Genomic DNA, 21,669 nt, shown 5'->3' on the forward strand with positions numbered 1-21,669 from the left:
CACGGGGCATGACGCCCGTGACCCGCGCCACTCGCGTTGTTCCCCGCGCGGCGGGTCGAGCCAGACTCAGCGCTTCTTGCGCGCCTTCGCCTTGGCCTTCTTCTTGGCACCGTTGGACGCTGGCTCGGCGCCCTTGGCACCGCGCTTGACGCTCGTGACGACCTCCCCGTCCTCGTCGGGGGCGGAGTAGGCCAGCGTGGACGGCGCCTCGGGCGTCTCCAGGCCGGGGGCCTGGGCGTTCGCGGCGTCCGCCCCGGGCTCCACATCCGCATGGAAGATGAGCGTGACGGACTCCTCGCGGATGCTCTCCATCATCGTCTCGAACATGGCGTAGCCCTCGCGCTGGTACTCGACCAGCGGGTCGCGCTGAGCCATGGCGCGCAGACCGATGCCCTCCTTGAGATAGTCCATCTCGTAGAGGTGTTCCTGCCACTTGCGACCCACCACCGAGAGCACCACGCGGCGCTCGAGGTCGCGCAGCGTGGAGGAGCCAAGCTGCTCCTCGCGACGCTCGTAGGCCACGAGGGCGTCGGAGACGATCTCGTTCTTGAGCACATCGGCGGTCAGGTGGCCTGCGCCGCCGACCTCGCCGGTGATCTCCGCCGCCGTGATCGAAATCGGGTACAGGCCACGCAGATTGGTCCACAGGGTCTTCAGGTCCCACGAGTCGCCGCCGCCCTCGGCCGTGGTCTCGTCGACCATGGCACCCACCGCGTCCTCGATGAAGTGACGGATCTTCTGCTGCAGATCCTCACCCTCGAGAATGTGGCGGCGATCGGAGTAGATCGCCTCACGCTGGCGGTTCATGACGTCGTCGTACTTGAGGACGTTCTTGCGCTGCTCGGCGTTGACCGACTCGACGCGGGCCTGCGAGGACTCGATCGCCTTCGAGACGATCTTGGACTCCAGCGGGACATCATCGGGCATGTTTGGGGCGTTCATGATGCGCTGGGCCATGCCGGCGTTGAAGCGGCGCATGAGCTCGTCCGTCATCGACAGGTAGAAGCGGGACTCGCCCGGGTCACCCTGACGGCCGGAGCGGCCGCGCAGCTGGTTGTCAATGCGGCGGGACTCGTGGCGCTCCGTGCCGAGCACGTACAGACCACCCAGCTCGCGGACCTCCTCGGCCTCGGCCTCGGTGGCCTCCTTAGCCGCGGCGAAGACCTCGTCCCAGGCGTCCTGATACTCGTCCGAATCGGCGGCCAGGCCGCGCTTCTTCATCTCGGCGACGGCCGTGAACTCGGCGTTGCCGCCGAGCATGATGTCGGTGCCACGACCGGCCATGTTGGTGGCCACGGTGACGGCGCCTTTGCGGCCGGCCTGCGCGACCACGGAGGCCTCGCGCTCGTGCTGCTTGGCGTTGAGGACCTCGTGTCGCACCCCGCGCTTGGCGAGCTTCTGCGAGAGGTACTCGGACTTCTCCACGCTCGTGGTGCCCACGAGCACCGGCTGACCCGACTCGTGGCGCTCCACGATGTCGTCAACGACGGCGTCGAACTTGGCGACCTCGTTCTTGTAGATGAAGTCCGACTTGTCCACGCGCTGCATGGGGCGGTTCGTGGGGATCTCCACGACACCGAGCTTGTAGGTGCCCATGAACTCGGCGGCTTCGGTCATGGCGGTACCCGTCATGCCGGCCAGCTTGTCGTACATGCGGAAGTAGTTCTGCAGGGTGACCGTGGCGAGCGTCTGGTTCTCCGCCTTGATCTCCACGCCCTCCTTGGCCTCGATGGCCTGGTGCATGCCCTCGTTGTAGCGGCGGCCGGGCAGCGAACGGCCCGTGTGCTCGTCAACGATCATGACCTCGCCGTCGATGACGACGTAGTCCTTGTCGCGCTTGAAGAGCTCCTTGGCCTTCACGGCGTTGTTCAGGAAGCCGATCAGCGGCGTGTTGGCGGACTCGTAGAGATTGTCGATGCCGAGGTAGTCCTCGACCTTCTCGATGCCCGGTTCGAGGACGCCCACGGTGCGCTTCTTTTCGTCGACCTCGTAGTCGACGTCAAGCTGCATGCGGCGCACGAGCTGGGAGAACTCGACGTACCAGCGGTTGACGTCACCCGAGGCGGGGCCCGAGATGATGAGCGGCGTGCGGGCCTCGTCGATGAGGATCGAGTCGACCTCATCGACGATGGCGAAGGCGTGTCCGCGCTGGACGAGCTCGTCCTTGCTCCAGGCCATGTTGTCGCGCAGGTAGTCGAAGCCGAACTCGTTGTTCGTGCCGTAGGTGATGTCTGCAGCGTACTGTTCGCGACGCACGGCGGGGTCCTGGTTGGACACGATGCAACCGGTGCTCATACCCAGGAAGCGGTACACGCGGCCCATGAGGTCGGCCTGGTACGAGGCAAGGAAGTCGTTCGTCGTAATGACGTGGACGCCGTTGCCCGTGAGCGCGTTGAGATAGGCCGGGGCCGTGGCCACGAGCGTCTTACCCTCACCGGTCTTCATCTCGGCGATGTTGCCGAAATGCAGGGCGGCGCCGCCCATGAGCTGCACATCGAAGTGGCGCATGCCCAGCGTGCGGTGGGCCGCCTCGCGGACCACGGCAAAGGCCTCGGGCAACAGCGAGTCGAGATCCTCGCCCTCGGCGAGACGCTCCTTGAACTCGTCGGTCATCGAGCGCAGTTCCTCATCGCTGAGGCCCTCGATCTCGGCACTGAGGGCATTGATGTCCTCATAGAGCCCCTTGAGCCGCTTCAGCGTCTTCTTGTCGCCGGCGCGAAGGATGCGTTCGAACAGATTGGCCACGTGGCTTCTCTCCCGTCTGAAACGTACATGGGCCGCTCGACCCGTCCAGCAGTCTACGTGCAGGCGCGGCCCCGCAAGCACACGGCGCGACCTCTCTCGCCCGTGGCGCAAACGAACCTCGTTCGCGCTTGACGCGCGGGCGGGGCCGGAGCGCTCCGCTCCGGCCCCGCCTTTGCTTTTCCTGTGCCTTGCTCGGCCGGGCCAGACGGCCCGGTTCCTACTCGGCCGGCGCGGGCTCTGCCCCGCGGTAACCGCTCACGGCCGGGGTGTCACCCGGCCCGGCGTCGTTGAGCTGAATGATGCCGTAGGACCAGCCCTTGCGGCGGTAGACCACGGAGGGCCGGGACGTGGCTTCGTCGATGAAGAGGTAGAACGGGTGGCCAACGAGCTCCATGTTGTCCACCGCGTCGTCGACGCTCATCGACAGGGCGGGAAAGGACTTGGTGCGAATCTCCACCGGCGTCTCGAGAACACCGGCCGCGTCCCGCTCGCGCTGCTCCTCGAGCACCTGCTCGGCGAGCGTCGCTGCCGACCCGGCCACCGGCAGGGCGCCGGTCGCGTCATGCACCTTCTGGGGGATGTGCCGACCGTGATGCACCTTCTGGCGGTCCCTGGCCCTGCGGAGCCGTTCGAGGAGCTTGGCAAACGTCAGATCGAAGGCGGAAAACTTGTCCGCCGCCCTGGCCTCCGCGCGAATGGCGGGACCGCTGCCGAGCACCGTGACCTCGACCGTGACCTGAGAAGAAGCGGTTCGAGCGTGCGCATCCCTGGACACCTTGACCTCCACCCGCTGCACCTTGGGTGCGATGGCCTCGACCTTTGCGAGTCGATCCGCGGTGTAGTCCTGAAAACGCTCCGTGATGGTGACGTTGCGACCGCTGACGTTCAGATCCATGACGTCCTCCTCGTCCTTGACGATGGCGCGTCCGGCGGGTGCGGAATCACTCACGACCCGCGCCCTTCGGACGATGGGTCCCTCTCGTGGGAATGCCCATGACTCACCGTAGCCCGCCGCCGCCCGGGGCAGAAGAGCCAATTTTCAATTGGTCGTTCAGCCATTGGCGCAATCACTCGAGGGCGCGTGAACGTGGGCCACGACCGCCGCGCCGAGTACTGTTCCGCCCGCCGCGCGCAGCACCCTGGCGCACTCGGCGAGCGTGGCCCCCGAGGTCATGACGTCGTCCACGAGGAGTACGCCGACGCCCCGGAGAGTGCCGCCACCGGCCACGCGCACGCTTCCCCGCACGGCCTGCGAGCGGGCCCGCCTCCCCCGCGTCTTCTGGCTGCCGGGGCCGCCGAGGAGCGTGCGCCAGCGGCCGAGGGCGCCCGGGCGCCGCAGCGGCGGGACCCACGCCAGCGCGTCCCGGCGTTCGAACCCCGGCGGCGGCCCCGCGGCCCGCAGCAGCTCGCCGACGGGCCAGAAGCCTCGGCGGCGCAGGGAGGGCCCGCTCGCCGGGACCGGCACGACCCACGCCCGCAGCCCCCGCGCCTCCTGACCGACCTCGTCCGCCGCGTGCCGCAGGGAGCGCGCCAAGGCCGGGCCGAGCCGGCGCAGGATGGCGCGGCCATGCGGGCGCTTGGCCTCGAGCAGCGCCGCGGCAAGCTGCCCACCGTAGGAGCCGGCCGAGACGACGGGAGCCCGAGCCGTCGGCGCCAGGACGTCCAGCTCGGCGAGATCGTCCACCTCGTGGGGACGCAGCACCGCCGCGAGGGCCAGCCCCAGGCACGGCGCGCAGAGCGGCTCCCCGGGCCTTGAACACACGGCGCACTGCGCGGGAAAGAGCAAGCGCGCCGTCTCCCGGAGCGCCGAGCGCAGCCACGAACCGGCGCCGGAGTACCACCCCCGATCGGCCGCGGCGGCCAGCCGACGGGCGCCTCCAGAATTCATGCATCCAGCGTGCCGCGCTCGCTGTGGGCCCGCCCCGCGCGAGGCGAGGTCTGTGGAGGACGCTCCGCCGCGCCGTCGTGGTGAGGGAAGGCGCTGGACGCGCCGGCCGGACCCGGCTCAGCCCCGGTACGACGGGGACGTCAGGCCGAGGTCCAGCTGCTCCCACGTGCCGCTCTTGCGCTCGTAGAGGCCGTCGGCCGTCTGCGCGAGGACGGGCTGCTCGCCTCCGATGGGCACGGCGAGGTGCGTGACGCCGCGCAGCTTCTGCGTCCAGCCGCTCGAGGTGCCGTCGAGGCCGAGGGTCTCCACGGCCAGCATGTCGGTGGCGGAGGGCCGATAGACCACGAGCGTCGCATCCGAGGCCCACTCCACGTCCGTGGGGTGCACGCTGCTCTTGAGCCGCAGCGGCGAGGTGAGCCCGGAAGGCTGCCCGCCGCCGTCGCGCACGATGCCCGTGACCAGCACCACGGCTGCGTTGTTTTCCTCCCCGACGATCGCCAGGCGCGTCCCGTCGATCGAGACCCGGACGCTGCGCACCGTGATGCCCTTGAGCCACTCGGTCTCGAGCACGGCCGCCTTGCCGCCCGAGGAACGGGCGGCGATGAGGTTTCCGGCGCCGCTCCTGGCGGTCCAGACCCAGGAGCGCGCATCGAAGCTGGGCGGCACGAGATGGCTCCCGGTGACCAGCCGCGTGACCTTGCCGCCCTCGCCGACGCCGAGCAGCTGGGTGTGCTCGGCGTTCAGCACCGCCGCGCCGTTGCCGGAGAGCGCCAGCGCGGGCGCGTCCAGCTTGGCCGGCAGATCGCGGGCACCGGGGACCCCCGTGAACTGCCCGCTCTCTGACGTCACGAGCTTGCCGTCGTGCAGGCCGACGAGGCTCGCGTCCACCTGGGCTTCGACCGGATCCGGGGGCTGTTGCTCCTCGGTCCCGAGGTCGAGCGCGTTGTGGTCCACGGTGAGTTGCACCCGCTGAACCTGCCCCACGTTCTGCAGGCTCAGGCGCAGCTGCTGGGCCATGAGGCGGCGTTCCTGATCGCTGAGCCGCCCGGCCAGCTCGGCCGGGAGATCGACGCTGGCGGTGCCATCGTCCACGGGCACCGAGGTGATGGAGAGCGCCGAGCCGTCGGGGAAGGCGGAGGTCACGACGCCGCGCAAGTAGTCGGCCGGGCCGGCCATGAGGGCGGCCACCACGGCCGTGGGCAGGCCCTTGCGGCGCGCGATCCAGCGCGGATCGGGGACCGCAACAGTCGCCGCCGCGTCGGCGTAGAAGACGAGCGTGATGGGGGTGAAGACCTTGTCGAAGTCCGCCTGGCGCACCATGATCCCGTCGGGCGCGGCGGCGATTCTCCACTCGCCATTGACCCTTTTGAGCGTGAAGTTCAAGGAGCGGCTCTGCTCGCTATCGGCGTCGAGGCGCACGCCGTGCTCGTCGATGGTGCGCACGACCTTGACCGAGGTGCGCCACGCCGTGTCACCGGACACGGGCGTGGGGGTGGGCAGCTGGTCCACGATGAGCGAGCCGGCCGTGGGGTTCCACGAGAGCGCCAGATCCGGGGTGAGGAACTTGCGGGCCACCTCGTAGTCGTCGTTCGAGTCTGCCCCGGCGGCGAGGAAGCCGCTCACGATGGAGGCCGCGTCGTCGCCGGGGCCCGGCCCGTAGGCCCTGATGAGGGAGGACTCCTCGTCATCGGCCACCGTGGGCTGCGCGATCGTGCCGACGGGTCCCGTCAGCGGGATCGAGGAACAACCGGCGAGCACCCACAGGAGCACGACGGCGAGCAGGGCGGCGAGCGGGCGGCGTCGCCTGAGCGCGTTCATGCCTTCTCCTGGTGGCCGGGTTCGGGGGCGGGATCGTGGGCGCTGTGGCGCGGCTGCGCCGCGCCCGGCCCGGTGCTGGGGGCGGGCTCGGGGGCCGGGGCACCGGCGGCCCGCGCTGGATCCGCGTGAGCGGCGTCGTACTCCGCCTCGCGCTCGTGCGCTGCGGCCTCCGCCGAGACGATCGGCATGGCGCCCGTGGGGGCCGAGGCCCCAGCCAACCCCGGGGGCAGCGTGCCTGGCACGGGCCCCGTCTCGTCCGCCTCCTCGGCCTGGCTCTCGCCCACGACCTCGGCCTCTTGGAAGACCTCGGCCACGCGCGGGAACCACTCGGTGTCGTCGGCGTCCACCGCCTCGGCCTCGGCCGCGGTGCCGGGCACCGGGTCGGCCAGCGGCAGCGGAGAGGCGGTGAGCCGCTGACCCACCTCACGGGGCAGCGTGAGCCGGAAGATCGAGCCCTCGCCGGGCTCGCCCCAGGCCTGCAGCCAGCCTCCATGCAGGCGGGCGTCCTGCATCGAAATGGACAGGCCCAGGCCGGAGCCGCCCGTCGTGCGGGCGCGCGCGGCGTCCTTGCGCCAGAACCGGTCGAAGACTCGCGCGACGTCCAACGGGGACAGGCCGATGCCGTGATCGCGCACGGCCACCGCTGCCGCGGCGTCGTCACCGGCCACGCGCACCTCGATGGGTCGGCCCTCGCCGTGCTCCACGGCGTTCATCACGAGGTTGCGCACCACGCGTTCCACGCGGCGCGGGTCCATCTCCACCACCACGGGGGTGTCTGGCGCGATGAGCTCGAGGATGCTGCCGGCGGCCTGCGCGTGCGGGATCGCCGTCTCGATGGCGCGCTTCACCACGGGGATGAGGTCCCACTCGCCAGCGTCGAGCACGGCGGCGCCCGCGTCGAAGCGGGAGATCTCCAGGAGGTCGTTGAGCAGGGTCTGGAAGCGCTCCACCTGGTCGTAAAGCAACTCGGCCGAACGCCGGTTGATGGGGTCGAAGTCGTCGCGGGCGTCGTGGAGCACCTCGGCCGCCATGCGTACCGTGGTGAGCGGGGTGCGCAGCTCGTGGGAGACGTCGGAGACGAAGCGCTGCTGCATCTGCGAAAGCGTCTCCAGCTGCACAATCTGCGCCGCCAGGGAATCGGCCATGCGGTTGAAGGAGCGGCCCAGGCGGGCCACCTCGTCTTGGCCCTCCACATGCATGCGCTCGTCCAGGGCACCGCGGGCCAGCTGCTCCGCCGTGGCAGCCGCCTCGGCGACGGGTTGCAGGGCCCGGCGGGAGACGTACCAAGCGATGGCGCCGATGACCACGAGCAAGAGGGAACCGCCCAGCAGCAGCACGCCGTGGATGAGGTTGAGGGAGTTCTGCACCTGGCTCAGGTTGTAGACGAGGTACAGCCCGTAGTTGCGTTGGGGCGGCAGCTCGACGCGGTAACCGAAGGCGAGGCCCGGCTCGTTGCGCCCGTCGATGCGCAGCGTCACGGACTGCCAGTGGACGTCGTTGCCCGTCGCCACCGCCTCGCGCAGCGCGGGGGTCAGCGCCGCGTCCGCCGCTTCGCTGCTCGCGGAGTTGGGCACCCACTGGCGTCCCTCCCCGTCCATGACGCGCAGCACCGTGTCGGGCTGCATGCCGGAGCCGTCGCCGCGCATGGCCTTGAGCTGATCGCCCACGAGCGTTCGGGTCGCCGAGATGTTGCCGCCCATGCCGGCGTCGAAGGTCGTCTGCGCGCCGCGCAGGGACGCGGCTGCCTCCTCCTTGACCTGCGAGACGCGCTCCTTGAAGAGCCCGTCCGCGATGCGGGCCGAGAGCAACGCTCCAGTGATGATCTCCGCGAGCGCACACAGCACCACCGTGATGGCCACGGTGCGCAGCTGCATGGAGCGCCGCCACCTCTGCACGGCCCACCCGAACCACCGCCGCGGATCCCACCAGGGGCGCTTGTAGGCGCGCGGGGGCGCGGCGACGGGCGGGACGTAGCGCTCGAGGGCGCCGGAGGAGGCGGCACTCACGTGGCTTAGGCCTGGCCCGCCTTGTAGCCGACGCCGCGCACCGTCAGGACGACCTCGGGATTCTCCGGGTCCTTCTCCACCTTGGAGCGCAGGCGCTGCACGTGCACGTTGACGAGGCGCGTGTCCGCGGCGTGACGGTAGCCCCAGACCTGCTCCAGGAGCATCTCTCGGGTGAAGACCTGCCAGGGCTTGCGGGCGAGCGCGACCAGCAGGTCGAACTCGAGGGGCGTGAGCGAGATGCGCTCATCCCCGCGGCGCACCGAGTGGCCGGCGATGTCGATCGTGAGGTCGGCCATGGTGAGGACCTCGGGGACCTGACGCTCGCCCCCGCGCAGGCGGGCGCGGACGCGGGCCACAAGCTCGGCCGGCTTGAAGGGCTTGGGCACGTAGTCGTCCGCGCCGGCCTCAAGGCCACGCACCACATCGGCGGTGTCCGACTTGGCCGTCAGCATGATGACCGGAACATCGGACTCGGCGCGGATGAGGCGGCAGATCTCGATGCCGTCCAGGCCGGGGAGCATGAGGTCGAGCAGCACCAGCTCGGGGCGGGTGCGCCGGAAGGCCTCGAGCGCCTGCGCGCCGTCATGGCAGAAGCTCGGCTCGTATTCGTCGTTGCGCAGCACGATGCCGATCATCTCCGCCAGCGCTTCGTCGTCATCGACGACGAGAATCCTGCCCTTCATGAGCGTATCCGTCCTGCCCTGCCGGGCGTGTGAGGCTCGCCCCGCTTGAGCGACGGGGCCCGTCCTTCGCCATCCTAGGCGAGAGCGCGCGCGCTTCCCCGGGCGGGAAGCGGGCCGGACGGTCACGACATCACAACAACGCCTCCAGGTCGTCGTGCCGCACCACGTCGAGGGCGTCGGCCAGGTCGCGCGAGGCGATGGCCGCCGCGCGCAGCGGCTCGGGGGCCAGGAGTGCGCCGGGTGTGTCGCTCACGGTGAGGGCGCTCAGGGAGGCGGCGGGCAGGCCGATCCGGCGCCACGGTGTGGCGAGCGTCGCGGCCCGGGCGGAGACGCGCGTCCCTACGGCGGCGGGCGGAACCTGCAGCACGACGTCGCGCCCCGCCTCCACGAACGCGGCGATCCTCTCCCACTCCCCCGGGTGCTCGCCGGGCGCCGGCAGGCGCAACGCGGTGGCGGCCGCACTCGGCGTGAGCAGGGGGTGGACGGGAAGCCACGTGGGGGTGGCCTCGGCGAGCGCTTCCCAGGCCGCGGCGACGTCGGCCCGCTCGGGGGCCCTGAGCAGCCGGAACCCGGAGGAGGAGCGCACGCGTCCGGCCAGGACGTCGTCGAGCCGTGGCTCGCGCACGTCGAGCACTGGTTGCGCGCCGGGCAGGGAGGAGGCCGTCGCGGCGGCCAGTTCGGCGAGGCCCTGGGCCCAGGCCTGCATGACATCGCGCAGGGCGCCGAGGTCGGAGAGCACCGGCTCGCCGCTCGGCAGGGCCAAGGCGGCGGCCAGCGTGGCCGGCCCGGCCACGGCGATGACGGTGGGACCGGCCGGTTCGCCCGCCAGCACATCGGCGGTCAGGGAGACGAGCGAGGAGTGGGCGGCGCTCAGGCGCCGCACCTCGGCTGAGTCCCCCACGCGCGCGGCCGTGAGCCGGAAGCCCTGCGGCGTGAGGCCCACGTTGAGGCCCGCCAGGTGCGTGATGGTGCGGCCGAGCGCCTCCGTGCCCGGGCTGAGCTCGGGAAGCTGCGGCAGGGGGACGGGATGCGGCGCCCCGAGCTCGCCGCGCAGGATCCGCGTGGCCTCCTCGGCGTCGCGGCCGTCGGTGCGCGCCGCCAGCGTGGCGCGGACGGGGCGCTGGGCCCCGGCCTCGTTCATCGGTTGGACTCTGCTGCGTGGGTCTCGGAGATCGCCTCGTGGTGGCGGATGACCTCGTCGATGATGAAGTTCAGGAACTTCTCGGCGAAGACCGGATCCAGGTGCGCCTCCTCGGCGAGGCGGTGCAGGCGCGCGATCTGGGCGGTCTCGCGCCCCGGATCCGAGGCGGGAAGCTGGTGGCGGGCCTTGAGCCAGCCCACGCGCTGGGTGCACTTGAAGCGCTCGGCGAGCATGTTCAGCAGCGCCGCGTCGATGTTGTCGATGCTGGAGCGGATGTGCAGCAGTTCCTGCATGAGCTCTGGGTCCACCTGTCCCTGCAGGGAGCTGGCGGCGGGGTCGTACTCGGAGTCGTGGTGCTGCGTCGTCTCGCTCATGCGCCTCAGTTTAGGGCGGGGAGGCCGCCCGGCGGCTCCACGTGACGCGCCAGCGCCCTCTGGCCCCGCCTCACACGGCGGCGTCGAGCGCCTCGGGGTTCCAGGCGGAGGAATGGGCGCTCGCGATGGTGGCCTGGCCCAGCACGCGGGTGCCGACGTAGAGCACCATGGATTGGCCGGGCGCCACGCCGCGCAGGGAGCCGGCCAGCTCGGCCTCCACGGCCGGCGCCCCGTCCCGCTCGGACCAGCGCACGCGCGCCGGAACGGGCTCCGCGTGGGCGCGCACCTGCACCAGCGCCTCGATCCACTCCCCCGTAGCCACGGCCGGGTGCGGAGCGCCGGCGTGCGAGGGGCGGATGCCCACGAGGCGGTCGACCTCGAGTAGCTCGCCCGGCCCCACGACCACGCGGTTCTCCTTGGGGCGCACCTGGAGGACGTAGCGCGGCTTGCCGTCTGGCGCCGGGTGCCCGATCGAGAGGCCCTTGCGCTGGCCCACCGTGAAGGCGTGGGCTCCCTGGTGCTCGCCGAGGTCGGTGCCGTCCTGGTCCACGATGCGCCCCGGCGTGAGCTCGATGCGCTCGGCGAGCCAACCGCGCGTGTCGCCGTCGGGGATGAAGCAGATGTCGTGCGAGTCGGGCTTGGCGGCCACGCCGAGCCCGCGCTCCTCGGCCTCGGCGCGCACGAGCGCCTTGCTCGGGGTGTCGGCGAGCGGGAACCAGCAGTGCTCCAGCTGATCCTCGCGCAGCACGCCGAGGACGTAGGACTGGTCCTTGGCGTCGTCGGCGGCGCGGTGCAGCTCCACGCGCCCGTCGGCGTCGCGCAGGACGGAGGCGTAGTGCCCCGTCACGACGGCGTCGAAGCCGAGCGCGATGGCGCGGTCCAGCAGCGCCTCGAACTTGATCTTCTCGTTGCAGCGCAGGCACGGGTTGGGCGTGCGGCCCGCCTCGTACTCCTCGACGAAGTTATCGACCACATCGGCCTTGAAGCGATCGGAGAAGTCCCACACGTAGAAGGGGATGCCGAGGGTGTCGCACGCGCGGAAGGCGTCGTTGGAGTCCTCGATGGTGCAGCAGCCGCGGCTTCCGGTGCGCAGCGTGCCGGGCATGCGCGAGAGCGCGAGGTGCACGCCGACCACCTCGTGACCGGCCTCTACGGCGCGGGCTGCCGCCACCGCCGAGTCAACGCCGCCGCTCATGGCCGCCAGGATCTTCATGGCTTGGGTGCCGTCCTTTGATCTGCTGCTTCGCTTGGGCTGGAATCGCCCGCGCCGCGCACGGCGCACCCTTAATGGTGCGCGCTTTTGTCCGTCAGGGGAAACCCGGGCGCCCGGACCGGGCGCGGATCACACCCGGCACGACGGCGTGGCGTCGCCGAGCGGCGTCCGGCACGCCGGCGCGGCGTCGCCTAGCGCCGCCCCGCGGCGGGTCCCGCCGCCCGCGCGGCGGCGACGGCCGCAGGGAGGGCCGCGAGGAGCCGCTCGACGTCGTCCGCCGTGGTCGTTGCCCCGAGGCTGAAGCGCTGCACGCAGCGCGCGTCCGCCTCGCTGGCCCCCATGGCCATGAGCACGTGGGAGGGCCCAGCGACGCCGGCCGTGCACGCGCTACCCGTGCTGGAGGCGATGCCGGCCATGTCCAGCATGAAGAGGATGGTGTCGCCCTCCGCTCCGGGGAAGGTGAAGTGGACGGTGCCGGGCAGGAGGGCGGCCGGATCGCCTGGGCCGCTCAGGCGGGCCCCCTCCACCCCCGCGAGCACGCCGCCCACGAGGCGCTCCCGCAGGGCCGCGAGGCGCTCGCGTTCGGCCGCCAGGGCCTCGACGGCGGCGCGGGCCGCCGCCGCGAAGGCGAGCGCTCCCACCACGTTGAGCGTCCCCGAGCGCAGGGAGCGCTCGTGGCCGCCGCCGTGCTGCAGGGGAACGGGCTGCTGGTCGCGGCGCAGGATCAGCGCGCCGATGCCCACGGGTCCGCCGAGCTTGTGGGCGCTGATGGCAGCCGAGCTCAGGCCGGGCGTGGTCAGGTCGATCCGTACGTGGCCCAGGGCCTGGACGGCGTCGGAGTGCAGCGGGACGCCCGCCTCGGCGGAGGCCGCGGCGGCCCACGGCACGGGCTGCACCACGCCCACCTCGTTGTTGGCCCACATGAGCGTGGAGAGCGCCAGGGTCGGCCCGTGCTCGGCGAGCGCGCGCTCCCACGAGGCGCGCTCGAGCAGCCCGTCCGGCGTGAGGTCGGCAAGGTGCAACGTGGCACCCTCGTGGTCAACGAGCCACTGGGCCGTGTCGAGGACGGCGTGGTGCTCGGCCCCCGTGAGCAGGATGCCGCGGGCCTGCGGATCGCGCGCGGTGCGGGCCCAGAAGGTGCCCTTGAGCGCGAGGTTGTCCGATTCGGTCCCGCCGGAGGTGAAGAGGATCTCCGAGGGGTGGACCCCGATCGCCGCGGCGAGGCCCTCGCGGGCCTCCTCGACGAGGCGGTGCGCGGTGCGTCCGGGCCCGTGCAGGGAGCTGGGGTTGCCCACGAGGCCGAGGTGTTCGATCATCGCCTCCCGCGCCGCCGGTGACAGGGGGGTGGTGGCTGCGTGGTCGAGGTAGACGGGGCTCTGGGACACGCCCCCAGTCTATCGGCGCGGCCGCGGCACCTGTGGGTGAAGATGGTGGCCTCGGCGCCGTCCGGCCCGGCGGTTGCCTGTCAGCAAGTCCTCCCCGAGGAGCGTGGATCACCGTGTACCTCCCCCCGTTGCGTCAAGCTGTGCGCACGCTCGGCGAACACACCATCGACTTCTCGCGGCGCATCGTGGTCATGGCGATCATCAACCGGACCCCCGATTCCTTCTTCGACGCCGGGGCGACCTTCGCCCTCGATAAGGCGGTCGGGGCGGCACTGGCTGCCGAGGCGGCCGGCGCCGAGTGGGTCGACATCGGCGGGGTGCCCTTTGCGCCTGGCCCACCGCTTCCGTGGCAGGAGGAGGCCGAACGCGTCGCCCCGGTCGTGGCGGGGCTGCGATCGGCCGGGGGCAGGGCCATCGTCTCCGTCGACACCTTCGATCACCGGGTCGCCGAGGCCGCGCTCGCGGCGGGCGCCACCGTCGTCAACGACACCACGGGCCTCTCCGACCCCGAGCTGGCCCCGCTCGTGGCCGAGCGCGGAGCCCACCTCGTCCTCACCCACTCCCTCGCCGCCCCGCGCACGGTCTACCCTCGACCGCACTACGACGACGTGGTTCACGAGGTGAGGGCCTTCCTGGAGGAGCGCATCGAGCGCGCGCTCGCGGCCGGCGTCCCCGAGGAGCGGCTCATCATCGACCCCGGGCACGACCTCAACAAGAACACGCTGCACTCGCTCGAGCTCACCCGGCGGCTCCCCGAGCTCGCAGCCCTCGGCCTGCCCCTCCTGGCCGCCGTCTCCAACAAGGACTTCATCGGCGAGGTGCTCGAACTGCCCAAGGCCCAGCGCCTCGCCGGTTCGCTCGCCGCCGCGACCGTGTGTGCCGAGGGCGGAGCGCGCATCCTGCGCATGCACCACGTGGCGGAGTCCGTGAGCGCCGCGCGGATGATCGAGGCGATCCAGGGCTGGCGCGAGCCGGCCTACCTGCTGCACAACCAGGGCGAGATCAACCTGCCCTGAGCCGCGGATCCGCTCTCGGCGATGCGGCTTCGGGCCGGGCCCGGCGCTGATCTACCCTTGGTTGCCATGCGCAGACTTCTCCCGACGCACCCGTCCCCGGCCGCCGAGCTGAGCGACGAGGAGCTGCTGGCCGACGCCGCCGCGCCGGCCGGCGACGGCGTCTTCGTGCGCTTCAACATGGTCACCTCCCTCGACGGGGTGGGGGTGCTCGACGGCGCATCCGCCGGCTTGGGCACGTCGGCCGACCGCCGCCTCTTCCCCCGCCTGCGCGCCGTGAGCGACGCGATCGTGGTGGGCTCCGGGACCGTGCGCGCCGAGGGCTACGAGGGCGAGCTGCTCCCGCCGGAGCTGCGGGCGTGGCGCACACAGCACGGGCTCGCCGAGCGCCCGGTCACCGTGATCCTGAGCGCCAGGGCCTCCCTCTCCCCCGAGGCCCCCGTCTTCTCCTCCTCCCCCGGCCCCCTCCTGCTCCTCGTCGGCGCCGACGCCCCGGCCGAGCGCGTGGCGGCCCTGCGCGCCGTGGCCGAGGTCCAGGCACTCGCCTCGCTCGAACCGGACGCCGTGAGCGCCGCGTTGCTCGCCCGCGGGCTGCGCCACCTGCACCACGAGGGAGGCCCGCGCGTGCTGCGCGACTACCTCGCCGCCGGCGCCGTCGACTCGCTCTGCCTCACGCTCTCGCCGCTGCTCGCCCCCGGCCGCCCCGCGGCCGGGATCGACTCGAGCGGCGACGCCGCGGCCCCCGCCTGGATGAGCCTGCACCGCCTCTACGAGCAGGACTCGACCCTCCTCGCCGACTACCGCCCGGGGGCGAGTCGCGCGTGAGCCGGGGCATGGAGGAGGACTACTACGTGGTGCTCGGGGTGGACCCCGGCGCCGAGGCGGCCCGGATCAGGCGCGCCTTCCGCAAGCTCTCGCGCGAGCATCATCCCGACCTGGGCGGAGACCGCCTGAGCTACGAGCGCATCACCGTGGCCTACGCCGTGCTCGCCGACGACGCGCGGCGCCGAGCCTACGACTCACTGCGCTCCACGGGGCGCCACGTCGCCGGGGCCCCGGCCCCGGCCGGCGAGGCGGGCACCCGAGGCGCCGCCGCGCCGTCGTCCGCTCCCCGCAACGGCGCGGGCGCCAAGCGCGCGCCCAAGCCGGTGCGAGTCATCGGCGAGGGCCCGGGCTCCGCCGCCCAGGCCTCGGTGCCGTTGCACGGCGCCGTGCCCAAGCGCGGGCTACTCGATCGCACGCGCGATGCCCGCACCGCCGCCCTGCGCGAACTGCTGCGCCTCGTCTCCCGCGAGCTGCCTGCCACGCGGGCCGTGCTTGGCGTGGACCTGCCAGGCGCCGGGCGCCACGACGCCGTGCTCCTGGCCGGCGGCCGCGCCGTCGTCGTCGACGTGATGCCCACGCCCGACACGGCGCACGCCTGGGACGGGCGCACCCTGCGCGTGGGCGGCAAGGTCGCCACGCTGCCCAACGTCACGGGTGCCGCCGGCGCGCTCGAACGCGCAGCGGGCGGAACCCGAGCCGAGGGCCTCGTGCTGCTCGTGACCGCCCCGCCCGACGGCTTCCGCCCCGTGGTCGACCGCGTGGGACCGGTCCACGCGCCCGACGGCCCGGCCAACCTGGTCCGCGCCGCCGAGCGCGTCACGACGTTCCTGGCCGGGGGGAATCAGCACGACGCCGTCGACCTCGGCGTGCTCGCCCGCGTCCTGGCCTTGGCGACTCACCGCTGAGGTGTCGTGACCAAGCCGTGACCATCGCTAGACTGAACGTGTGTTCCGCATCGTCTTTCATACCCCCGAAATTCCCGGCAATACCGGCAATGCGATCCGCCTTGCCGCCGTCACGGGCGCGGAGCTGCATCTGGTGGAGCCCCTCGGCTTCGATCTCTCCGACACCAAGCTGCGCCGCGCCGGCCTCGACTACCACGACCTGGCCGTCGTCACCGTGCACCCCTCGCTCGACGCGTGCTTCGAGGCCCTGGGCCCCGGGCGCGTCCTGGCCTTCGAACCGGACGGCACCGTGGGCCACACCGAGATCAGCTACCGCGAGGACGACATCCTGCTCTTCGGCAAGGAGTCCACGGGGCTGAACGAGGCCGAGCGCGCCCACCCGCGCATCGACGAACTCGTCTACCTGCCCATGCGGCCCTCGCGCCGCTCCCTCAACCTGGCCAACTCGGCCTCGATCGCCCTGTACGAGGCCTGGCGCCAGCTGGACTTCGCCGGTGCTTCCGCGCCGCACAGCGCGTAGAGAAAAGGAAGCAAGATGAGCATCCCTTCCCCCGCAGAGGGCAACGACGGGCTGCACGGCCTTGACCTGCTCGACGACGTCGCCGACGAGGAGACGAGCCGCCTGCGCCGCGGGCCGGCCCGCTGGCTCTTTGTGCTCGCCGGCATCGTGGTGCTGGTCCTCGCGATCGTGGGCATCACCTCGTTGACCGCCGATCCGGCAGCGAGCCGCGCCAACACGGCCCTGGCCAAGGAGGTCCGCGAGGCCAAGGACGCCACGGCGTTGAGCGTGGACGCTCCCTCCGGCCGCGTCCACCTCGTCTACTCCGTCTCCAAGGACGCCTACGCCGTGCAGCTGGAGGGCCTGCCTGCCGCCCCCAGCAACATGGAGTACCAGGTGGCGGTGACCACCAACTCGCTCGGCCAGACCATGGACATCGCCGGGCTCATGGGACGCGATCCCCAGGACACCTGGTTCGGCTTCTCCGGGCTCAAGGACGTCGTCGCCGTGCACGTGACCCAGGTGGCCGCCGGCGGGGAGCAGTCCCCCGGTGCCGACGATCTGGCCGAGTTCGTCCTGCAGGGCGAGCCCGCGCAGGAGGGTGCCGAGGAGGAAAACGGGACGGCGCCGACGCAGATCACCGAGGGCGACACCACGTCCGTGGAATAGCCGCCGGCCCAGACACGCGAGAGGGGGAGGGAACCGATGACGGTTCCCTCCCCCTCTTGTTGCTGTGGCGTGGGCCGCGGACCGGCTAGAAGCCGGCGATCGTCTGCGCCGTGTTGACCTCGGTGGCGTGGAAGGCCTCGGCCGCCACGTCGGGGCCCAGGCCGCCGCGCTCCCCCTGCGCGCGCAGCTGGCGCGTCACGAAGGACTCCATGGCCGCGACGTCGGGGTGCTGGCTCAGGTGCGAGCGCAGGGCGGTGAGCTTGGTGGGCAGCTGCTCACTCACGTCGACGAACCGGTTCTCGCGGGCCGCCGGGGCCCCGTAGAACCAGAGGTGCCGCAGGCGGTACGCGTGCAGCCCCTCCTCCTCCAGCTCGGGGTAGGCGAAGGGGTTCTCGAGCGCCGGGTAGACGGCGCGCGCGACGATCTCGCCGCAGGCCAGGTGATCGGGATGGGAGCGCTGATAGCGCTCGTAGTCCCGCTCCGGGTGCGGGGCCAGGACGAGCTGGGGACCCAGCTCGCGCAGGACCCGCACGACGTCGCGCTGGAGCCGATCGCTCGGCGCCAGGTGGCCGTCGGCCTCCTCCCAGACGCGCACCGAGAGCGCGCCGACGGCGCGCGCCGCGGCCTCCTGCTCAGCCCGGCGGGTGTCCTCCAGACCCAAGCGCTCTGCGGGGTCGAAACCGCCAGCGTCGCCCTTGGTCATGACCACGAAGTGCACGGCGACCCCGGCGGCCGCCCAGCGGGCGAGCGTGCCGGAGGCCCCGAAGTCGATGTCGTCCGGGTGCGCGCCGAAGGCCACGACCGTGTCCACGGCGTCCGGGACGTCCGCGGCCAGCAGGGCCTTAAGCAGGGGCGGCCGCCGGTCCAGGGGACGGGCGGCCGCGGTGTTCTGCTCGTTCATGCCCGGCGACGCTCGATCTCCGCGGCGGCCTGCGGCAGCACGTCCTCGAGGCGTCCGACGATGCCGAGATCGGCGATCTCGAAGATCGGGGCGTCCTCGTCCGTGTTGACGGCCACGATGGTGCCCGAGGTGCGCATGCCGGCCAGGTGCTGGACGGCGCCCGAGATGCCGGCAGCGACATAGAGCTGCGGCGAGACGGTCTTGCCCGTCTGGCCCACCTGCAGCTCGTGCCCCACCCACCCGGCGTCGGCCGCCACGCGGGAGGCACCCACGGCGGCACCGAGGGCGTCGGCCAGGGTCTCGACGGCGGCGAAGTCGCCGTCCGTGCCGCGACCGCCGGAGACGACGACGCTCGCGTCGGCCACCTCGGGGCGGCCGCCGCGGGCGCGTTGCGTGCGCGAGGTGATGACGGCGCCGGAGCGCGCGGGCACCTCGATGCTCGAGAGCTGCGCCTCGGCGGGGGCCGGCGCCGCGGCGGGGGCCTGGGCGCCGGACTTCAGGGTGATGAAGACCGTGGGCGTCGTGGCCTGGGCCTGCGAACGACCGGAGCCGGCCAGGACCGACTTCGTAACGCGCAGGTCCTCGCCGAGCGCCGTGGCGCCCGTGATGATCCCGGACTCCGAGAGCGCGGCGGCGCGGGCCAGGACCTCGGTCTCACGCGGCGTGGCCGTGGAGAGGACGGCGCGCGGGCCGAGCTCGCGCACGGCGGCCAGGAGCGCGTCGGCCTGGGCGAGCGCGAGCGACGTCGAGGCATCGCTCGCGGGGGCGAGGACCCGCGCGACGCCGAGCGCCCCGAGCGCCGACACGGCGGCGGCGGACGGAGCGGTGCCGAGGACGACGGTGGCGTCGCCGAGGCCGAGGCCGGCGGCGATCAGCTCGCGCTGGGCCGCGCCGGGGGCCTCGCCGAGGGCGTCGAAGTAAACAATGGTGCTCATGCTGTGCCCGCCTTAGATGAGGTTTCGCTCGGCCAGGAAATCGACGAGAGCCACGCCGGCCTGCCCGTCGTCCACGATGACGCGGCCAGCGGCGCGCGCCGGGGCGTCGCCCGCCTCGAGGACGCTCACGCCGGAGCCCGCCGCTCCCACGAGCGCGGCATCGAGGCCGAGCTCGGCCAGGCTCAGGGTCTGCACCGGCCTCTTGCGGGCGCCGAGGATGGACTTAAAGTTGGGGTAGCGCGGCTCGTTGGCCTGATCGGTCACCGAGAGCACCGCGGGAAGCGTGGCGCGCAGCTGCAGCACCTCGGCATCCTCGTCGCGGCGTGCGCTGAGCGTCGTGGCGTCCTCCGAGACCGAGACATCGCCCGAGGCGAGGGTCAGCTGCGGCCAGCCCAGGCGGGCGGCCAGCATCGAGGGGAGCACGCCCGTCTCGGCGTCGGTCGAGCTCATGCCCGTGACCACGACGTCGGGGGCGAGGCGACGCACCGCAGCCTCGAGAACGCGCGAGGTGGCCAGCGCGTCCGAGCCGGCGATCGCGTCGTCGCTCACGTGGACGCCGCTCGCGGCGCCCATCTGCAACGCCTTCTTCACGGCGGCGGAGGCCTCCGGCCGCCCGATCGTCAGCACGGTGACGGGGGAAACCTTCTCGCCCCCGTGCGCCTCGCTGATCTCGAGGGCGGTCTCCACCGCGTACTCATCCAGCTCGGAGAGGATGGATTCCTCCCGCACGAGGCGGTTGTCCGGGCCAAAGTGCCGCGGGAACTGGGCGTCCGGCACGTACTTCACCAGGACGAGCACCTTCAGGGGTGCTCCCGATGACTTACTCATCGTTTCCTTTCCACTTCCGTCGATTTCGGCGCCGGCACAGGCACGGGCGCCCTCACACACGGTTTCCCCATGATATCCGCGTTGGGCAGGGCGGTTACTGGGTGCTCGCCTCGTCCAGGGTGACCTTGACGACCTCCTCGCCGCTGCCGCGGCGCACCGTGATGGGCACCTCGGTTCCGGCGGCGTAGGAACGCACCGTGGCGGTGACGTCGGTGGCGTCGGTGGTGGGGCGATCCCCCACCTTGATGATGACGTCACCCGCGCGCATTCCGGCGCGACCGGCCGCAGAGTCCGAGGGGGCGTCGGCGACGGTCGCACCGTTCGTGAAGCCCGTGTTGGAGCCGTTGTCGTCCACCTGCGAGGAGCGGATCGAGACACCGAGCTTGCCGTGGGAGGCCTTGCCGTTCTTGATGAGCTCGTTCGCGACGCGCTGGGCGATATCGCCGCGGATGGCAAAGCCGAGGCCGATGCTGCCGCCCTGCTCGGTGGGCGAGTAGATGGCCACGTTGACGCCGATCAGCTCGCCGGCCGCGTTGACGAGCGCGCCGCCCGAATTGCCGTGATTGATGGCCGCGTCCGTCTGGATGACGTTGAGCGAGACCTGCCCCTTGGACGAGGAGGAACCGTTCTGATCCGGGAGGGAGAAGCGATCGTCGCCCTCGTCGGTGCTCTCCGACTCGTCCACGGCGGACGAGGAGACGGGGATGGAGCGGTCCAGGTTCGAGACCACGCCGTCCGAGACGGAGTTGGGCAGACCCATCGGCGCACCGATGGCCACGGCGACGTCGCCCACGTTGAGCTTGCCGAGGTCGGCCCAGCCGGCCGGGGTCAGGCCGGCGCCGTCCACCTTCAGCACGGCGAGGTCGTAGAGCGGATCCTGCCCCACGAGCTTGGCGGGGAGCACCCGCCCGTCCGAGGTCATGACGTCGATGGTGCCCTGGGCCGTGGCGCCGGCGAGGGTGGCGACGTGCTGGTTCGTCAGGATGTGGCCCTCTTGGTCCACCACGATGCCCGAACCGGAACCGCCCGTGGAACCGCGCGTGACGGAGATCGTCACGACCGAGGGCAGCGCCTTGGCGGCCGCTGCCGTGACGCTCGTGGCCGACTCGGGGTTTTGGATCACGACCCCTCCGCCCGAGCTCACGCTCTGCGGCTTCGCCAGGGCCGCGGCCCCCCAGCCCACGAGGCCGCCCACGAGGGCGCCGGCCGCTGCACCGGCGATGAGCGCGGTCCCCCAACCGCGCCGGGTGGCCGGCTGCCGCTGCGGAGCGGCCTGGGGGCGCGCCCATGCTCCGGGGTAGGCACCGTTGCCCTGCTGCGGCGCCGCGGCGGGCTGCTGCGCGTACGCGGCATAGGGATTGTGGTGACCGGCCGCCTGCTCGTAGGCCGCGGCGTCGGCCGGCGCCGCCTGGCCCCACTCCGGCGCGGTGGGGGCCGCGGGCTCGGCGGCGGACGGCCCGTTCGCATGCGGTCCGGGGGAAGCCGGAGCGGAGCTCGACGGCGCGGGGTAGCCCTGGGCGGCATGGGCCGCCGCCGATGGCAGGCCGTAGGCGGGCGCGGCGTCCGCGCCGGCCGGGGCCTCAGGGGCCCGCCGCTCGGCGTGAGCAGCCTCGCGCGACAGGGGCAAGCCGGGCAGCGGCAGCGTGGGCGAGGGGATCGGATCGATCGCCTGGGTGGGCGCCTCCTCCGCCGCCGGCGGGGCCGACGGGAACTGATCTTGGCGCGGATCCTGGCCCGGTGCGCCGTCGTGCCCTGGGTACTGGCTCATGATGTCCTCTCCGATGCAGCCCGGCGTGGCCGACCCCGAACGGGCCGTCCCCCACAGCGCGCGGGCGTGCCGT

General features: G+C 72.4%; 19 protein-coding genes. 5 read left to right on the forward strand and 14 right to left on the reverse strand.

From position 1 onward, the window contains the following. Positions 1-66: 66 nt before the first annotated feature. From secA to DWB68_RS06375, 10 genes are all read right to left on the reverse strand, one after another. The gene (gene secA, locus DWB68_RS06330) at positions 67-2,745 is read right to left on the reverse strand and encodes a preprotein translocase subunit SecA (protein WP_119424308.1); all 2,679 of its coding nucleotides are present in this window, start codon (positions 2,743-2,745) and stop codon (positions 67-69) included. A gap of 217 nt (positions 2,746-2,962) precedes the next feature. After that, entirely contained in the window at positions 2,963-3,694 is a 732-nt protein-coding gene (hpf, locus tag DWB68_RS06335; protein ID WP_325048545.1) for a ribosome hibernation-promoting factor, HPF/YfiA family, read from the reverse strand. Between the two features lie 102 nt (positions 3,695-3,796). After that, entirely contained in the window at positions 3,797-4,633 is an 837-nt protein-coding gene (locus DWB68_RS16960) for a ComF family protein (RefSeq protein ID WP_119424309.1), read from the reverse strand. Between the two features lie 117 nt (positions 4,634-4,750). Continuing rightward, positions 4,751-6,451, reverse strand: a complete 1,701-nt coding sequence (locus DWB68_RS06345) for an LpqB family beta-propeller domain-containing protein (RefSeq protein WP_119424310.1) — start codon at positions 6,449-6,451, stop codon at positions 4,751-4,753. After that, a complete protein-coding gene (mtrB, locus tag DWB68_RS06350; RefSeq protein ID WP_119424311.1) occupies positions 6,448-8,457 on the reverse strand; it encodes an MtrAB system histidine kinase MtrB in 2,010 nt (669 codons plus the stop codon). Before mtrB ends, DWB68_RS06345 begins: the two co-directional genes overlap by 4 nt. 5 nt (positions 8,458-8,462) lie before the next feature. Then, positions 8,463-9,140 carry an MtrAB system response regulator MtrA gene (gene mtrA, locus DWB68_RS06355; RefSeq protein WP_119424312.1) on the reverse strand — a complete coding sequence of 226 codons (678 nt, stop codon included), beginning with the start codon at positions 9,138-9,140 and terminating at the stop codon, positions 8,463-8,465. 130 nt (positions 9,141-9,270) lie between these two features. Continuing rightward, complete coding sequence (locus DWB68_RS06360; RefSeq protein ID WP_119424313.1) at positions 9,271-10,281, reverse strand: hypothetical protein; 1,011 nt, start codon at positions 10,279-10,281, stop codon at positions 9,271-9,273. After that, positions 10,278-10,655 (reverse strand): chorismate mutase, encoded by a 378-nt coding sequence (locus DWB68_RS06365; RefSeq protein ID WP_119424314.1) that lies wholly within the window; start codon positions 10,653-10,655, stop codon positions 10,278-10,280. Before DWB68_RS06365 ends, DWB68_RS06360 begins: the two co-directional genes overlap by 4 nt. Positions 10,656-10,725: 70 nt before the next feature. Continuing rightward, complete coding sequence (gene mnmA, locus DWB68_RS06370) at positions 10,726-11,868, reverse strand: tRNA 2-thiouridine(34) synthase MnmA (RefSeq protein ID WP_119424315.1); 1,143 nt, start codon at positions 11,866-11,868, stop codon at positions 10,726-10,728. A gap of 191 nt (positions 11,869-12,059) precedes the next feature. Further along, positions 12,060-13,253, reverse strand: a complete 1,194-nt coding sequence (locus tag DWB68_RS06375; RefSeq protein WP_119424316.1) for a cysteine desulfurase family protein — start codon at positions 13,251-13,253, stop codon at positions 12,060-12,062. A 107-nt stretch (positions 13,254-13,360) separates the two neighbouring features. On the opposite strand from DWB68_RS06375, the gene folP reads away from it, so the two are divergent. The 5 genes from folP to DWB68_RS06400 all read left to right on the forward strand — a co-directional run bounded on the left by folP (position 13,361) and on the right by DWB68_RS06400 (position 17,164). Then, positions 13,361-14,269, forward strand: a complete 909-nt coding sequence (gene folP / locus DWB68_RS06380; protein WP_233548651.1) for a dihydropteroate synthase — start codon at positions 13,361-13,363, stop codon at positions 14,267-14,269. 66 nt (positions 14,270-14,335) lie between these two features. Then, on the forward strand, positions 14,336-15,091 hold the full coding sequence (locus tag DWB68_RS06385; protein ID WP_158588225.1) for a dihydrofolate reductase family protein: 756 nt from the start codon (positions 14,336-14,338) through the stop codon (positions 15,089-15,091). Continuing rightward, complete coding sequence (locus DWB68_RS06390; protein ID WP_147391607.1) at positions 15,088-15,996, forward strand: J domain-containing protein; 909 nt, start codon at positions 15,088-15,090, stop codon at positions 15,994-15,996. The genes DWB68_RS06385 and DWB68_RS06390 overlap by 4 nt, the downstream gene beginning before the upstream one ends. Positions 15,997-16,036: 40 nt before the next feature. Further along, the gene (locus DWB68_RS06395; RefSeq protein ID WP_119424319.1) at positions 16,037-16,516 is read left to right on the forward strand and encodes a tRNA (cytidine(34)-2'-O)-methyltransferase; all 480 of its coding nucleotides are present in this window, start codon (positions 16,037-16,039) and stop codon (positions 16,514-16,516) included. 15 nt (positions 16,517-16,531) lie between these two features. Next, positions 16,532-17,164, forward strand: a complete 633-nt coding sequence (locus tag DWB68_RS06400; protein WP_119424320.1) for an anti-sigma factor — start codon at positions 16,532-16,534, stop codon at positions 17,162-17,164. A gap of 85 nt (positions 17,165-17,249) precedes the next feature. On the opposite strand, the gene DWB68_RS06405 is transcribed toward DWB68_RS06400, so the two are convergent. From DWB68_RS06405 to DWB68_RS06420, 4 genes are all read right to left on the reverse strand, one after another. After that, a complete protein-coding gene (locus DWB68_RS06405; protein WP_119424321.1) occupies positions 17,250-18,065 on the reverse strand; it encodes a PIG-L deacetylase family protein in 816 nt (271 codons plus the stop codon). Further along, positions 18,062-19,000 (reverse strand): electron transfer flavoprotein subunit alpha/FixB family protein, encoded by a 939-nt coding sequence (locus tag DWB68_RS06410; protein ID WP_119424322.1) that lies wholly within the window; start codon positions 18,998-19,000, stop codon positions 18,062-18,064. The genes DWB68_RS06405 and DWB68_RS06410 overlap by 4 nt, the downstream gene beginning before the upstream one ends. Positions 19,001-19,012: 12 nt before the next feature. Continuing rightward, positions 19,013-19,828 (reverse strand): electron transfer flavoprotein subunit beta/FixA family protein, encoded by an 816-nt coding sequence (locus DWB68_RS06415; RefSeq protein ID WP_199700396.1) that lies wholly within the window; start codon positions 19,826-19,828, stop codon positions 19,013-19,015. 94 nt (positions 19,829-19,922) lie between these two features. Beyond that, positions 19,923-21,596, reverse strand: coding sequence for a S1C family serine protease (locus DWB68_RS06420; RefSeq protein WP_119424323.1), 1,674 nt, complete (start codon positions 21,594-21,596; stop codon positions 19,923-19,925). Positions 21,597-21,669 lie beyond the last annotated feature (73 nt).

The sequence above is a fragment of the Galactobacter valiniphilus genome (assembly GCF_003575975.1).
Taxonomy (GTDB): Bacteria; Actinomycetota; Actinomycetes; order Actinomycetales; family Micrococcaceae; genus Galactobacter; species Galactobacter valiniphilus.

Bases quoted from the DNA above. Each gene is read 5' to 3' on its own strand.
- DWB68_RS06360 (WP_119424313.1), bottom strand. From the start codon at position 10,281: ATGAACGAGGCCGGGGCCCAGCGCCCCGTCCGCGCCACGCTGGCGGCG.
- DWB68_RS06405 (WP_119424321.1), bottom strand. From the start codon at position 18,065: ATGAACGAGCAGAACACCGCGGCCGCCCGTCCCCTGGACCGGCGGCCG.
- DWB68_RS06420 (WP_119424323.1), bottom strand. From the start codon at position 21,596: ATGAGCCAGTACCCAGGGCACGACGGCGCACCGGGCCAGGATCCGCGC.
- DWB68_RS06385 (WP_158588225.1), top strand. From the start codon at position 14,336: ATGCGCAGACTTCTCCCGACGCACCCGTCCCCGGCCGCCGAGCTGAGC.
- mtrA (WP_119424312.1), bottom strand. From the start codon at position 9,140: ATGAAGGGCAGGATTCTCGTCGTCGATGACGACGAAGCGCTGGCGGAG.
- mnmA (WP_119424315.1), bottom strand. From the start codon at position 11,868: ATGAAGATCCTGGCGGCCATGAGCGGCGGCGTTGACTCGGCGGTGGCG.
- DWB68_RS16960 (WP_119424309.1), bottom strand. From the start codon at position 4,633: ATGAATTCTGGAGGCGCCCGTCGGCTGGCCGCCGCGGCCGATCGGGGG.
- DWB68_RS06365 (WP_119424314.1), bottom strand. From the start codon at position 10,655: ATGAGCGAGACGACGCAGCACCACGACTCCGAGTACGACCCCGCCGCC.
- DWB68_RS06345 (WP_119424310.1), bottom strand. From the start codon at position 6,451: ATGAACGCGCTCAGGCGACGCCGCCCGCTCGCCGCCCTGCTCGCCGTC.
- DWB68_RS06410 (WP_119424322.1), bottom strand. From the start codon at position 19,000: ATGAGCACCATTGTTTACTTCGACGCCCTCGGCGAGGCCCCCGGCGCG.
- DWB68_RS06400 (WP_119424320.1), top strand. From the start codon at position 16,532: ATGAGCATCCCTTCCCCCGCAGAGGGCAACGACGGGCTGCACGGCCTT.
- DWB68_RS06415 (WP_199700396.1), bottom strand. From the start codon at position 19,828: ATGAGTAAGTCATCGGGAGCACCCCTGAAGGTGCTCGTCCTGGTGAAG.